13 protein-coding genes are annotated in these 14217 nt (G+C 72.6%); 9 read left to right on the top strand and 4 right to left on the bottom strand.

Annotation, left to right across the window (positions count from 1 at the left end):
* Window positions 1-76: 76 nt before the first annotated feature.
* On the bottom strand, window positions 77-1654 hold the full coding sequence (locus tag ACFYOU_RS30710; RefSeq protein WP_391310240.1) for an MFS transporter: 1578 nt from the start codon (window positions 1652-1654) through the stop codon (window positions 77-79).
* Window positions 1655-1758: 104 nt separating this feature from the next.
* On the opposite strand from ACFYOU_RS30710, the gene ACFYOU_RS30705 reads away from it, so the two are divergent.
* A complete protein-coding gene (locus tag ACFYOU_RS30705; RefSeq protein WP_391310239.1) occupies window positions 1759-2343 on the top strand; it encodes a TetR family transcriptional regulator in 585 nt (194 codons plus the stop codon).
* Window positions 2344-2373: 30 nt separating this feature from the next.
* Here ACFYOU_RS30705 and ACFYOU_RS30700 read toward each other — a convergent pair whose 3' ends face one another.
* The gene (locus ACFYOU_RS30700) at window positions 2374-2802 is read right to left on the bottom strand and encodes a MerR family transcriptional regulator (RefSeq protein ID WP_391310237.1); all 429 of its coding nucleotides are present in this window, start codon (window positions 2800-2802) and stop codon (window positions 2374-2376) included.
* A 63-nt stretch (window positions 2803-2865) separates the two neighbouring features.
* Here ACFYOU_RS30700 and ACFYOU_RS30695 point away from each other — a divergent pair, with 63 nt between their 5' ends.
* The 6 genes from ACFYOU_RS30695 (at window position 2866) to ACFYOU_RS30670 (ending at window position 8891) form a co-directional block, all read left to right on the top strand.
* On the top strand, window positions 2866-3777 hold the full coding sequence (locus ACFYOU_RS30695) for an NAD(P)-binding domain-containing protein (RefSeq protein ID WP_391310235.1): 912 nt from the start codon (window positions 2866-2868) through the stop codon (window positions 3775-3777).
* A 486-nt stretch (window positions 3778-4263) separates the two neighbouring features.
* Window positions 4264-5205, top strand: a complete 942-nt coding sequence (locus ACFYOU_RS30690; RefSeq protein WP_391310233.1) for an ATP-binding cassette domain-containing protein — start codon at window positions 4264-4266, stop codon at window positions 5203-5205.
* A gap of 62 nt (window positions 5206-5267) precedes the next feature.
* Window positions 5268-6038 (top strand): ABC transporter permease, encoded by a 771-nt coding sequence (locus tag ACFYOU_RS30685; protein ID WP_391310373.1) that lies wholly within the window; start codon window positions 5268-5270, stop codon window positions 6036-6038.
* 40 nt (window positions 6039-6078) lie between these two features.
* Entirely contained in the window at window positions 6079-7335 is a 1257-nt protein-coding gene (locus ACFYOU_RS30680) for a histidine kinase (protein WP_391310231.1), read from the top strand.
* Window positions 7325-8014, top strand: a complete 690-nt coding sequence (locus tag ACFYOU_RS30675; RefSeq protein ID WP_391310229.1) for a response regulator — start codon at window positions 7325-7327, stop codon at window positions 8012-8014. The genes ACFYOU_RS30680 and ACFYOU_RS30675 overlap by 11 nt, the downstream gene beginning before the upstream one ends.
* A 55-nt stretch (window positions 8015-8069) precedes the next feature.
* Complete coding sequence (locus ACFYOU_RS30670; RefSeq protein WP_391310227.1) at window positions 8070-8891, top strand: DUF2785 domain-containing protein; 822 nt, start codon at window positions 8070-8072, stop codon at window positions 8889-8891.
* Here ACFYOU_RS30670 and ACFYOU_RS30665 read toward each other — a convergent pair.
* On the bottom strand, window positions 8885-10114 hold the full coding sequence (locus ACFYOU_RS30665; RefSeq protein ID WP_391310225.1) for a helix-turn-helix domain-containing protein: 1230 nt from the start codon (window positions 10112-10114) through the stop codon (window positions 8885-8887). The genes ACFYOU_RS30670 and ACFYOU_RS30665 overlap by 7 nt on opposite strands.
* 193 nt (window positions 10115-10307) lie before the next feature.
* On the opposite strand from ACFYOU_RS30665, the gene ACFYOU_RS30660 reads away from it, so the two are divergent.
* The gene (locus tag ACFYOU_RS30660; RefSeq protein WP_391310223.1) at window positions 10308-11234 is read left to right on the top strand and encodes a proline dehydrogenase family protein; all 927 of its coding nucleotides are present in this window, start codon (window positions 10308-10310) and stop codon (window positions 11232-11234) included.
* Between the two features lie 44 nt (window positions 11235-11278).
* On the top strand, window positions 11279-12910 hold the full coding sequence (gene pruA / locus ACFYOU_RS30655; RefSeq protein ID WP_389772271.1) for an L-glutamate gamma-semialdehyde dehydrogenase: 1632 nt from the start codon (window positions 11279-11281) through the stop codon (window positions 12908-12910).
* Between the two features lie 482 nt (window positions 12911-13392).
* Here the strand turns inward: pruA and ACFYOU_RS30650 are convergent, their stop codons facing one another.
* Window positions 13393-14094 (bottom strand): nitroreductase family protein, encoded by a 702-nt coding sequence (locus ACFYOU_RS30650; protein ID WP_389772268.1) that lies wholly within the window; start codon window positions 14092-14094, stop codon window positions 13393-13395.
* Between the last annotated feature and the right edge of the window lie 123 nt (window positions 14095-14217).

Genomic DNA, 14217 nt, shown 5'->3' with positions numbered 1-14217 from the left:
TGAGGCGGTGAACCACGCACGGACGGGCCGGTCGATCCCCCCGGATCGACCGGCCCGTCCGTGTGCGCAGGACGCCCTAGACGGGGTCGAGGGCGCTCGGTACGGGTCGTTCCGCGGGGACCCCGGCCGTCGCCCGGCGCACCAGCACCAGGGCGAGGACGGCCGCGAGCAGCAGGACCGCCGTGCCGCCGAGGGCCGCCGCGGCCATGCCGTCCGTGAACGCCCCGCGGGCCAGGGCCGTCAGCGCCGCCCCGGTGCCCGCGGGCAGTTCGGCGGCGACCGCGAGGGCCCCGCCCAGCGTTTCCGCGGCGGCTTCCGGTAGCCCCGGCGGGGCGTCGTCCTCCATCCGGTGGCGGAAGACGGCGGTGCCGATGGAGCCGAGGACGGCCATGCCCAGTGCCCCGCCGAACTCCTGTCCCGTCTCCAGCAACGAGGACGCCGATCCGGCCCGTTCCGGTGGGGCCGCCGCCAGCGCCACGTCCGTCATCTGCGCCATCACGGTGACGACTCCGCAGGCCAGTACGCCCGATCCGGCCAGCACCAGCCACAGCGAGTCGGTCCCGGCCGCGGTCAACAGCGCGAAACCCCCCGCCGCCGTGACGAAGCCGCCGGCGACGACGTGACCCCGGTGGGCGCCCCGCTGGACGAGCGCCGTGGTCACCGGGGCCGCGAGAGCGATCAGCACCGACGGCAGCAGCGACCACAGGGCGGCCTCCATCGCGCTCTTGCCGAGCACGGACTGGAGGTACTGGGTGGTGAAGTAGGCGGAGCCCATCATCGCGAACATGGCGAGCGAGTTGAGGAAGACCGCCGGGCCGAAGCCGCGCCCGCTCAGCAGCGCGGGCGGGATCAGCGGGGACGCCGCGGTGCGCTGGCGCAGGACGAACAGGGCGGTGCAGAGCAGACCGGCCAGCAGGGACAGCACGGAGGGCGTCGCGAAGCCCTCCGAGGGGATCTCCTTGAGCCCGTAGACCAGCGGGAGCACGGCGGCCATCGACAACGGCACGCTCAGCAGGTCGAAGCGGCCGGGCGCCGGGTCCTTCGACTCGGGGATCAGCAGCGGCGCGAGCACCAGCAGCAGTGCCATGGCGGGCAGGTTGACCAGGAAGACCGAGCCCCACCAGAAGTGCTCCACGAGCACCCCGCTCATGACCGAGCCCAGCGCCACGCCGCCCGTCATCACGGCCGACCAGACGCCGATGGCCGTGGCGCGCTGCGCCGGGTCCTGGAACAGGCTCCGGACCAGGGCCATGGTCGACGGCATCAGGGTCGCCCCGCCGATGCCGAGCAGCGCGCGGGCGGCGATCAGCATCTCGGCGCTGTTGGCGTACGCGGCGCCCAGGGAGGCCGCGCCGAACGCGACCGCACCGATCAGCAGCAGCTTCCGGCGGCCGATGCGGTCGCCCACCGAGCCCATCGTCATCAGCAGGCCGGCGAGGACGAAGGCGTAGATGTCGAAGATCCACAGCTGTTGGGTGCCGCTCGGGGCGAGGTCCGCGCTGATCGCCGGGACGGCGAAGTACAGCACGGACACGTCCATCGAGACCAGGAGCAGCGGCAGCATCAGGACCACCAGTGCGGTCCACTCGCGGCGCCCGGCGCGGGGCGGGGGAGGGGCGGCGTGCCGCGGGGCACCCGCCGGAGGATTGGTCATGGCGGAACCATACGAGCGTATAAAACACTTGTCTAGTACGGTTGTATAGATCGCCGCGGGCAGCCGAACGGGGCGGGTGTGCGACCGCCGGTACGCTGCCCGGCATGGGACACCGTGAGGATTTGCTCGAAGGCGCCAAGCGCTGCCTGCTGGAGAAGGGCTTCCTGGAGACGACGGCGCGCGACATCGTCCGGGAATCGGGAACGAACCTGGCGTCCATCGGCTACCACTACGGTTCCAAGGACGCCCTCCTGGCGCAGGCGTACGTCGATCTGATCGAAAACGTCAGCCTGGCGTTCGACGAGGTCCCGGACGGCGACGACCCCACCGGGGACGGTTCCCTCGCCCGCTTCGAGCGCTCCTGGGAGAACGTGATCCGCACCTTCACCGAGAACCGGTCGACCTGGCGGCTCGGCCTGGAGGTGATGGTGCACGCCGACCGGCTCCCCGGGGTGCGCGAACACCTCGCCCGGGCGAGCGGCGCGGCCCGCAGCGGGCTCGTCGCGATGTTCCTCGGCGGCCCCGAGCCGGAGCCGACCGACCCGTTGGCCGTGACGGCCGGCGGCTTCTACTCCACCCTGCTCCAGGGCCTGATGGTGCAGTGGTTCTTCGACCCGGGCACCACGCCGACCGGCGCCGAACTCACCGAGGGGCTGCGGCAGGTCATGGCGGCCGCAGAGCGCCCCTGACCCCGGCCCGGCCGCACCGGGCCGGGTCGGTCAGCAGACGGCGCCGGCCGGGACCGCGCCGGCCCCTGCCCCTGCCTCGGCCCCGGCTCCGATGTCGTCCGGCTCGGGCTGCGGGGTGACCGCGATGATGCCGTCCAGCGCGTCGCGCGCGCTCAACAGGTCGGTGATCGCGGTGTCCAGCCGCTCGCGCTCCTTCAACAGTTCGGGCAGCACCCCCCAACAGGCGGGTACGAGGTCCACGCCGTCGTCCACGTGGCAGGGCATCAACTCCGCGATCGTCCGGGTGCTCAGCCCGGCGGCCAGCATGGTGCGGATGCCCCGCACCGTACGGACGTCCGCCTCCTCGTACTCGCGGTACCCGCTGGGCAGTCTGCGGGGCGCCAGCAAGCCCTGTTCCTCGTAGTACCGCAGCAGCCGCTGGCTGACCCCGGTTCGGCGGGAGAACGCACCTATGCGCATGTGACCGTCACCACTCAGATTCGCTTGACTCTCACATCTATGTGAAACCCTAACGTGCCGTTCATGACGAACCAGCAAGCAAGTGCCGCATCCGACACCCCCGTTACCCTCATCGGCCTGGGCCCCATGGGCCTCGTCCTCGGGCACGCCCTGGTCGACGCCGGCCACCCCGTGACCGTCTGGAACCGCACCCCCGGCAAGGCCGACGACCTCGTGGCCAAGGGCGCGCACCGCGCCGACAGCGTCGCCGAGGCGGTGGCCGCGAGCCCCGTCACGCTCCTGTGTCTCAACGACTACACCACCTCGTACGCGATCCTCGACGGCGCCGAGGAGGCCCTGGCGGGCCGCGCCCTGGTGAACCTCAACTCCGGTACGCCCAAGGAGGCCGCCGCGGCCGCCGCGTGGGCGGAGCGGCTCGGGATCGCCTATCTCGACGGCGCGATCATGGTGCCGCCGACGCTCATCGGCAAGCCCGGTTCCGTGCTGCTGTACAGCGGTCCCCGGGACGTGTTCGACCAGCACCGGACCGCGCTGGACACCCTGGGCGACTCCCGTTTCCTGGGCACCGACCCCGGCCTCGCCGTGCTCTACAACACGGCCCTGCTGGAGATGATGTACACCACCATGAACGGTTGGCTGCACGCCACCGCCCTGGTGGGCTCGTCCGGGGTCAAGCCCACCGAGTTCGCGGAACTCGCCTTCGGCTGGTTCGTGCCCACGGTGCTGAACAACGAGGGGTTCCTGGCCGGTGCGGTCCACCTCGACGAGGCCGCGTACCCGGGTGACCTCGGCACCCTGGAGATGAACCTGAACGCGTTGGACCACATCACCAGGACCAGTGAGGAGCAGGGCATCCGCGCGGATCAGCCGCGGTTGTTGCGGACGATCGCGGAGCGGGGCGTTGCCCTCGGGCACGCGAAGGACAATTACTACGCGTTGCTTGAGGTGTTCAAGCAGCCCGAGGTCGCCGGCTGACCGCGCGGTGCGCAATTGGTTGCTCGCGCCGTTCCCCGCGCCCCTGAGGGTGCGTCCGGGTCGGCGTGTGCGGTTGCCTGCGGGTACGCGGTGGTTCTGCGCAGTTCCCCGCGCCCCCGAAGCCACACGCCCACCAGGACGCCCCCAGAGGGGCGCGGGGAACGGCGCGAGCAACGACAGCGCACCCGCACAGGACAGCGCAGGCCCGCCAGGACGCCCCCAGAGGGGCGCGGGGAACGGCGCGAGCAACCACCGCGCACCCGCACGGGACAGCGCAGGCCCGCCAGGACGCCCCGAAAGGGGCGCGGGGAACTGCGCGGGCGACCACCGTGCACCCGCAGGGACGGGCAACCGAAGCGCACCCGCACGGGATGAGCGCACGGCCCCGGAGTCGTCCGTCAGGCGGGAACCCCGACCGATCGGCCGATGCCACGTCGAGCGTGATGGGCGATGCGCACCCCAGGGCCCGGGAGCGAAGCTCCCTGCATGACCACGCCGAACCCCCCGATGACGCCCCGCAGGCCCGTCATCGAAGTCAGCGACCTGCGCAAGACCTACAGCGGCCGCCCCGTCGTCGACGGCGTCACCTTCACCGTCGAAGAGGGCGAAATCTTCGGCATCCTCGGCCCGAACGGCGCCGGCAAGACCACCACCGTGGAGTGCATCGAGGGGCTGCGCGTCCCCAACGGCGGCCGGATCCGCGTCGCGGGACTCGACCCGGTCGCCGACCACGCGGCCGTGACCCGCGTCCTCGGCGCCCAGCTCCAGGAGAGCGAACTCCAGGCGAAGCTCACCGTGCGCGAGGCGCTGGAGCTGTACGCGGCCCTGTACCCGAACCCGGCCGACTGGCGCCCGCTCGCCGAACGCCTGGGCCTCACCGAGCACCTCGCCACCCGCTTCGCGGTGCTCAGCGGCGGTCAGAAGCAGCGCCTGTTCATCGCCCTCGCGCTGATCGGGAACCCCAGGATCGTGGTGCTGGACGAGTTGACGACCGGACTCGACCCACGGGCCCGGCGTGACACCTGGCAGATCGTCGAAGACGTCCGCGACCGCGGCGTCACCGTCCTCCTGGTCACCCACTTCATGGAGGAGGCGCAGCGGCTGTGCGACCGGATCGCCGTGATCGACCGCGGGCGGGTCACCGCACTGGACACGCCCCACGGCCTGATCCACCGGACGGCCGGAGCCACCCTCATCTCCTTCACCCCGTCGGCACCCCTCGGTGACGAGCAGTTGGCCGCGCTGCCCCAACTCGCGTCCCTCGCCCACCAGGACGGCCGGATCACCCTCGGCGGAACCGACGAGACCGTCAACGCGGTGCTCTCGCTCCTCGCCCGGTACCACATCACTGCCCATCAACTCCGCGTCACCGACGCCACGTTGGACGACGCCTTCCTCGATCTGACCCAGGACTTCACGGACGCATGAGCACCCACCGCACCCGCCCCGCCCACGCCCGTCCCGTCGAAGAGCCGACCTGGAGCCGCACCATGACCGTCCCCGCGACCCCGTCCCGCGCGGCTTCCCCCCGCACCGCCGTGCTGCGGGCCGAGGCCCGGCTCTTCCGCCGTGAGCCCGGGTCCCTCTTCTGGGCCCTGGGCTTCCCGACCCTGCTGTTCGTGGTCCTGGGCTTCGTCCCCAAGTTCCAGGAGGTGAGCGACGACCTCGGGGGCGTCCGGCTCATCGACGTGTACGTGCCGGTGGCCGTGCTGGTCGCCCTGATCATGGCCGGCCTCCAGGTGATGCCCCCCGTCCTCACCGGCTACCGCGAGCGGGGCGTCCTGCGCCGGATGTCGACCACGCCGATGCGCCCGTCCGCCCTGCTGACCGCGCAGATGGGGCTGAACGGCGCTGCGGCCCTGCTGTCGGCGCTGACCTCCCTGACGGTCGGCCGACTCGCCTTCGACGTGGCGCTGCCGCGCCAGGTCCTCGGCTACGCGCTGGCCCTGCTGCTCGCCGCCGCCGCGGCGCTCGCCCTCGGCGCCCTCGTGGCGGCGTTCGCCCCCACCGCGAAGGTCGCGACCGCCATCGGTTCCTCGATGACCTTCCCGATGCTGTTCACCGCGGGCGTCTGGGTGCCCGTGGCGGCCATGCCGGACGTCCTCGCCCGGATCGTGGAGCTCACCCCCTTCGGTGCCGCGGCCAGCGCCCTCGACGCGGCGGCGGCCGGCGACTGGCCCGCCTGGTCCCACCTCGGTGTCCTCGCCGTGTGGACGCTCGTGCCCGCCGCCGTCGCCATCCGCTGGTTCCGCTGGGAGTAGGCGCGGGAACGGGAGGTGTGCGGCCGTGCAGACTGAGGGGATGACCACCGTGGACAGGGACATGGAGCGGCGCTGGGACGTCTTCCACCGGTGGCAGCCGTACGGGCTGCTCGGCGTCGGAGCGGTCCTTTCGGTCCCCACGGCCGAATTGATGCCTGGCACCGCCGAACGGATCGCCGTCGCGGTGCTGGTGGTCGTGGCGCTCGTGCTCCAACTGTGGTGGGGCCGGGCCGTGCGCACCCACCGGGGTCCGGACGCCACCTCTGCGGCGTACTACACCGTGCGCTGGGCGATCGGCTTCGCCCTCACCTGGCTCAACCCGATCTTCGCGTTCTACGTCTCCACCGGCTACTTCGACGTCAACGAGCGGATACCCGACCGGCGCTGGCGGCGGGTCGGCCTGGTCGCCTGCTCCGTGCCGGTCGCGGGCGCACAGGCCGGCGGGCTGCCCTTCCACGGCGGGGCGGGCTGGCTCCTGTTCGCCGGGCTCCTGATGGCCAACAACGTGCTGCTGACGTTGGTCGCCCACTTCTACGAACTGGAGGATTCGCTGTCCCGGGCCCGGGCGGAGAGCATCACCCAACTCGAAAGCGCCAATGCGGCCCTCCAGCAGGCGCTCGACGAGAACGCGGCCCTGCACGCCCAACTCCTCGTGCAGGCGCGGGAGGCGGGCATCGCCGACGAACGCCGGAGGCTTGCCGCGGAGATCCACGACACCCTGGCCCAGGGGCTGACCGGGATCATCGCCCAACTCCAGGTCGTCGCGAACACCCCCGACCCGGCGGTCGCCCGCACCCATGTGGACCGCGCCTCGGACCTCGCCCGGCACAGCCTCGGCGAGGCCCGCCGCTCGGTGCAGAACCTGGCACCGGTGGCCCTGGCCCACGACGGCCTGCCCCGGGCGCTGCGCAAGACCATCGACCAGTGGGCCGAACGGGCGGACGTGCGGGCCGAGTTCATCCTCACGGGCGCGGCGGAACACCTGCACGCGGAGGTGTCGGCCACCCTGCTGCGCATCACCCAGGAGGCCCTGGCGAACGTCTCGAAGCACGCGGACGCCTCCCGCGTCGTCACCACCCTCAGCTTCATGGGCGACGAGGTGACCCTCGACGTGCGCGACGACGGGCGGGGCTTCGACCCGATGGCCGTGCCCGAACGCACCGGCACCGGCGGCTTCGGACTCGACGGCATGCGCGCCCGCGCCGCCCGCATGGCGGGATCGCTCACGGTGGAGGCCGAACCGGGGTACGGCACGGCGGTGTCGGCTCGCGTACCGTTGGTGCGCCATGACCGATGACGCCCCCACCGATCGCACCGCCACCGATGACACCGCCGAGGCCGCCGTCATCTCGTTGCTGATCGTCGACGACCACCCCGTCGTACGGGACGGGCTGCGCGGCATGTTCGCGTCCGCACCCGGTTTCACCGTGCTGGGCGAGGCGTCCAACGGCACGGAGGCGGTCGCCGCGACCACCGCGCTCGACCCGGACGTGGTCCTGATGGACCTGCGGATGCCGGGCGGCGGCGGGGTCGACGCCATCACCGAACTCACCCGCCGCGGCGCCCGGGCGAAGGTCCTCGTGCTCACCACGTACGACACGGACTCCGACACCCTCCCCGCGATCGAGGCGGGAGCGACGGGCTACCTGCTGAAGGACGCCCCGCGCGACGAACTCTTCACGGCGGTCCGGGCGGCGGCCGAGGGCCGTACCGTCCTCTCCCCGGCCGTGGCCTCGCGGCTGGTCCGGGCGGTCCGCGCGCCCGGCAACGAGCCGCTGTCCGCCCGTGAACGCGAGGTCCTCGTCCTGGTCGCCCGGGGCACGTCGAACCGGGAGATCGCCCATGAACTCTTCATCAGCGAGAGCACGGTGAAGACCCACCTCGCCCATCTGTACGCCAAGTTGGACGCCAACGACCGCGCGGCGGCGGTGGCGAAGGCGTACGAGCGGGGCATCCTGGGTCAGGCCCGTCCGTAGGGGGCGCCACCGGGGCCGCACCAGTGGCGTAGCACGGGTGCTACGGTCACCGACTGTGACCGATCAGTGGAATGAGATCTTCGAGGCGGGAGTCCGCGTACCGGCAGGTGGGGACCTCGATGCGTTGACCGCCGAACTCGCGCGGTGTCTGCGCGATCCCGATCCGGACGTCCGCGACGGGGCGCCGTACGTGGTGCTGCGCACCTGGATCGCCCGCGACGTCATCGCCGGTGGGCGCAGGCTGCGACTGGGCGACGAGATGGCCGTCCGGTTCACCGATGACGAGATCCAGGCCCGGACCTTCGCCCCGCTGGTGCTGGACATGATCGTCAGCCGCGGCGACTTCGCGCCGCCCTGGCTGGAGGCGTTCACGCACTGGTACGCCACCGAGTCCGATCTGCGCGGCTTCGACCCGGAGTTGGGGTGGCTGCACGCGGTCGCCCACGGCGCGGACCTGCTGGGGACCTTCGGCACGCACCCGCGGGTCGATCCGACCGCGATGCTGGCGCTGGCCGCCGAGCGGCTGCTGGCCCGCACCGACCACGTCTTCGACCAGCGGGAGGACGACCGGCTGGCCGGCGCCCTGGCCCGGGTGCTCACCCGTCCCGAGCTGACCGCCGGGACGTCCACGGCGTGGCTGGACCCGATCGACGCGGACTTCGCCGCGCTCGCCCGCGGGCCGATGCCCGCCCACGCCTTCAACACGATGCGCACCCTGCGGATGCTGTACCTGCTGGCGGACCGCGGAGTGCCGCTGGTCCCGTCCGGACCGCGGCATCCGCTCGCCCACCCGGACGCGCTCAAGGACCGGCTGGCCGAGGTGCTCGACCGGGTCTTCGGCCACGCCCCGCTCAAGGACTTCCCGACCGGTCACTGACCCGGCCACAGCCGGGCCGCCTTGAGTGCCATGTGCAGCAACAGCCGGTCCTCGCCGTCGTCCAGGTCCAGGCCGGTGAGCTGCTCCACCCGGGACAGCCGGTAGTACAGGGTCTGGCGGTGGACGCCCAGCTCGGCGGCGGCCCGCCCGGCCTGACCGGCACGGTCCAAGTACACCTCGGCGGTGCGGGCCAGCTCCCGGTGCGCCGGCGCGAGCAGCTCCCGGGCCGCCGGATCGTGCGCCGTCTCGCCCCCCGGCGGAGCCAGGGCGGTCAGCAGCCGGTACGGACCGATGGCGGACCACTCGGCCACCGGGGTGAACCGGGACTCCGCCCGGGCCGCCCGGGCCGCCGCGGCGGCCTCCCGCCAGGCGCCCGCCAGATCGGCCAGATCACGGCGGGGCGCGCCCACCCCGGCCGTCGGTGACGTCCGCTCGCCGGGGGACGCCCCGGACCGCCGCCGTTCGGCGGCCGTCGTGCGCAGCCGGTCCGCCACGGTCAGCGCCGGGTCGAGCGCGTCGGGCGTCCGCAGCCGCACCAGCACGGCGAGCGCCTGGGCGTCCGGGCCCCAGGGCAGGGCGCACAGGGCGCTCGCCGCGGGCAGCGCCCGCACGGACGGCAACGGGGGCGCCGCGGCACCCGTCACCGACCAGGGCGCCACGCAGACGACGCCGTGCAGCCCGTCCGCGCGGGGCCCCAGCGCGGTGCGCAGCGCGGCCACCGCCATGTCGCCCTGCCAGCCGGGCCCGGCCGTCAGCACCGCCCGCAGCTCGCGGGTGAGGTCCGCGCCCGCCTGCTCCTCGTCGGCGAGCAGCACCCCGATCCGTTCGGTGACCTCCATCGCCGCGGCGAGCTGCGCCCGGCTCGGGCCGGGGTCGTCGTCCAGCAGCCACACGTACCCGAGGACGACGTTCCGGTGGCGCACCGGAAGGCAGATCCTGCCCCGGTTCACCCCCGTCTCGGGGGCCGCCGGGATGCGCACCGGACCGGTGGCCCGGGTGATGCCGAAGCCCTCGAACCAGGCCCGCACCGCGGCCGGGGAGCCGCGGGTGAGGATCGAACGGGTCCTGACCGGGTCCATCGCCGTGTCGTCGTCGCTGTCGTGGGCGCCGAACGCGATCAGCCGGAAGTCCCGGTTCTCCAGGGTCGCGGGCGCCCCGAGCAGCGCCGAGACCTCGTCCACGAGTTCCTGGTAGTCGCCGTAGTCGCCCTTCACGGGTGCCATTCTCCCCTGCGGCGGCCGGTTCTTCATACAGATGTCTGAGATCCGGGCCGAGGATGCGTGACAGCTGTCGATGGCCCAGGATCGGAGCGATCCCTAGTTTTCACGGTGGTTCCCCTTGCCGTCCCCGGACCGTTCACTTCCTTGTCGGACCCCCGGGCCAGCGGCCTGTTCGTTCTCTCCGTGGAGGTGGCCCGTGCTGGGTCCCGTGATTCTCGCCGCGTCGCGCAGCGACAAGATGCGCCGGTTCGTGTCGGCGGCGCCGGGCACCAAGCAGGTCGTGGCCCGGTTCATCGCCGGGGAGACCGTCGACCAGGTGATCCCGATCGTGCGCGAGGCCGCCGAGCGGGGCCTGGAGGTCACCCTCGACGTCGTCGGCGAGGACATCACCACCCGCGAGCAGTCGTTCGCCGCCCGGGACGCCTATCTGGAGCTGATCGGCCGCCTCAAGGAGCTGGGACTCGGCGCGCGCGCCGAGATGTCGGTGAAGCTGTCCATGTTCGGCCAGGCCCTGGAGGGCGGCCACGAGCTGGCGCTCGCCAATGTGCGGCCCGTCGTGGAGGCCGCCGCCGAGATCGGCACCACCGTCACCCTGGACGCCGAGGACCACACCACCCTCGACTCGATGTTCGCCATCCACAGCGAGCTGCGGAAGGACTTCCCGCAGACCGGATGCGTCATCCAGGCGTACCTGTTCCGCACCGAGGAGGACGCCCGCCGGCTCGCCGCCGAAGGCTGCCGGGTGCGCATCGTGAAGGGCGCCTACAAGGAGCCCGCCGCCGTCGCGTTCCAGGACAAGGCCGAGATCGACAAGGCGTTCGTCCGCGTGCTGCGCATCCTCATGGAGGGCGAGGGGTACCCGATGATCGGGTCCCACGACCCGCGTCTGATCGCCATCGCCCAGGACCTCGCCCACCGCGCCGGGCGCAAGCTGGACGAGTACGAGTTCCAGATGCTGTACGGCATCCGCAGCGAGGAGCACCTGAGGCTCGCCGCCGAGGGCCACCGCATGCGCGTGTACACCGCCTACGGAACCGACTGGTACGGCTACTTCATGCGTCGCCTCGCGGAGAAGCCCGCGAACCTGCTCTTCTTCGCCCGCTCCATCCTCACCAAGGGCTGAGCGCTCCCCGCCCCCTCCCGACCCACTTAGGAGACACGGAAACCATGGACGCTGTGACCCAGGTCCCCACGCCGGTCAACGAGCCGGTCCACGGCTACGCGCCCGGCTCCCCGGAGCGCGCCCGGTTGGAGACCAAGCTCAAGGAGCTGGCCGAGAACCCGATCGACCTCCCCATGACGATCGGCGGCGAGAAGCGCCTCGGCGCCGGCGACGCCTTCCAGGTCGTGCAGCCGCACAACCACCGCGCCGTGCTGGGCACCTACCGCAACGCCACCCGCGAGGACGCCCAGGACGCCATCGACGCGGCCCTGGCCGCCGCCCCCGCGTGGCGCGCGATGTCCTTCGACGACCGCGCCGCGATCATCCTGCGCGCCGCGGACCTGCTCGCCGGTCCCTGGCGCGAGACGCTGGCCGCCTCCACCATGCTGGGCCAGTCCAAGACCGCCCAGCAGGCCGAGATCGACACGCCCTGCGAGCTGGTCGACTTCTGGCGCTTCAACGTCCAGTACGCCCGTGACCTGCTCGCCGAGCAGCCGCCGGCGAACTCGCCGGGCGTGTGGAACCGCCTCGACCACCGCCCGCTGGAAGGGTTCGTCTACGCGATCACGCCGTTCAACTTCACGGCCATCGCGGGCAACCTGCCCACCGCCCCCGCGCTCATGGGCAACGTCGTCGTGTGGAAGCCGTCCCCGACGCAGACGCACGCCGCCGTGCTGCTGATGCGCCTCCTGGAGGAGGCGGGGCTGCCCAAGGGCGTCATCAACCTCGTCACCGGCGACGGCATCGCCGTCTCCGAGGTCGCCCTGCACCACCGCGACCTGGCGGGCATCCACTTCACCGGCTCCACCCCCACCTTCCAGCTGCTGTGGAAGACGGTCGGCGAGAACATCGCGAAGTACCGCACCTACCCGCGGCTGGTCGGCGAGACCGGCGGCAAGGACTTCGTCGTCGCGCACCCCAGCGCCGACCGCGCCGTCCTGAAGACCGCCCTGACCCGCGGTGCCTTCGAGTACCAGGGCCAGAAGTGCTCCGCGACCTCCCGCGCGTACGTCCCCGCCTCGATCTGGAACTCCGGCTTCAAGGAGGAGTTCGCGGCCGAGGTCGACGGGCTCGCCATGGGTGACGTCACCGACCTGTCGAACTTCATCGGCGCCGTCATCGACGAGCGGTCCTTCGCCAAGAACAAGGCCGCCATCGACCGTGCCAAGGCCGACGACACCTGCACGATCGTCGCCGGCGGCACCTACGACGACTCGGTGGGCTACTTCGTGCGCCCGACCGTCGTCGAGTGCTCCGACCCCGCCAACGAGGTCTTCACCACCGAGTACTTCGGCCCGTTCCTCGCCGTCCACGTCTACGAGGACGACCGCTACGACGCCATGCTCGACCAGATGGAGTCGGTGTCCGACTACGCCCTCACCGGGTCCGTCATCGCCGGTGACCGCGCCGTCGTCGCGCACACCATGAACAAGCTCCGCTACGCGGCCGGCAACTTCTACATCAACGACAAGTCGACCGGTGCGGTCGTCGGACAGCAGCCCTTCGGCGGCGGTCGGGCCTCCGGCACCAACGACAAGGCCGGCGCTCCGCAGAACCTCATGCGGTGGACGTTGACCCGGGCCATCAAGGAGACCCTGGTCCCGCCGACCGACTACACCTACCCGCACATGGGCTGACCTCGACCAGGGCGGTCCTCACCCGGCCGTCCTCCGGCGGTGGCTCCCTTCCCAGCCCAGCCACCGCCCGCCCGCGCGTGGACCGCCCCCCGGCCCACGCGCGGGCCCCCAGACACCGCCCCGTTCCCTGAACCCCCAAGTCAGGGTCCGGGGCGGTCTCCATCGGGTGCGCCGCCCCGCGCGGTGCGCTGTGGCTCTTGCGCAGTTCCCCGCGCCCCCAATCCCACTCGCTCCCCGCCCCGCCCCGCCCCGATAGGGGCGCGAGGAACGGCGCGAGCAACCCCCACGCACCCGCCGGGGACCAGCGCACCGGCACCCGGCACGGGCCCCGCCAGGGGCGCGGGGAACTGCGCGAGCAACCCCCGCCCACCCGCCAGGGGCCAGCGCACCGGCACCCGGCACGGGCCCCGATAGGGGCGCGGGGAACGGCGCAAAGCCACAGCGCACCCGAGCAGGACCACGCACGCGCAGCCCCACGCGGGTCAGACCTCCACCAACACCTGCTCCAGCGACTTCCGCACCAACGCCGGCACCTCGCAATCGACGGCCGGATAACCGATCGGGACCACCGCGAACGCCTTCTCGTTCGCCGGGCGCCCCAGCACCTCCCGCAGGAACCCCATCGGGCTCGGCGTGTGCACCAGCGCCGCGAGCCCCGCCAGGTGCAGCGCGGTCAACAGCATGCCGACCGCGATCCCCACCGACTCGTCCACGTAGTAGTGCTTGCGCCGCGCGCCGTCCGGCCCCACCCAGTACCGCTGCTGGAACACCACCAACAGCGCGGGCGCATCCGTGAGGTGCGGCTTCACCTCGTCGGTGCCGAGCGGACGCAGCGCCGCCAACCACTCCTCGCCCAACCGCCCGTCGTAGGAGGTCCGCTCCTCGCGCTCGGCGGCCCGCCGGATCAGCTGCCGCACCTCCTCGTCCCGCACCAGGACGAACGTCCACGGCTGCTGGTGCGCCCCGGACGGCGCGGTGCGCGCACAGGCCACCGCGTCCCGCACCACCTCGACCGGTACCGGGTCCGGCGAGAACATCCGTACCGTCCGCCGTTCCTCCATGCGCCACCGCAGCTCGGCCGCGCAGGCCACCGAAGCGGCGGCGGGCACGCGCACCGGGCGGTAGGGCTCGGGCCGGTAGGGCTCGCCGTGGATCGGACGCCAGGGCCGTGCGGTCTCCGTCATACCGGGGAGTGTGCCGGGTGACCCGGGTGCGCGGGCAGACAGCACCGGGTGATAGTCCGGCACTGTCACCCGTACACCTCGCCGGCGCCGGAATTCGCGTGCGCCGCCTGGCGACGGCTGCCG

The sequence above is a fragment of the Streptomyces sp. NPDC005955 genome (assembly GCF_042871255.1).
Taxonomy (GTDB): domain Bacteria; phylum Actinomycetota; class Actinomycetes; order Streptomycetales; family Streptomycetaceae; genus Streptomyces.
The sequence above is the reverse complement of the archived record's forward strand: the minus strand, read 5'-3'. Positions and strand labels throughout refer to the sequence as shown.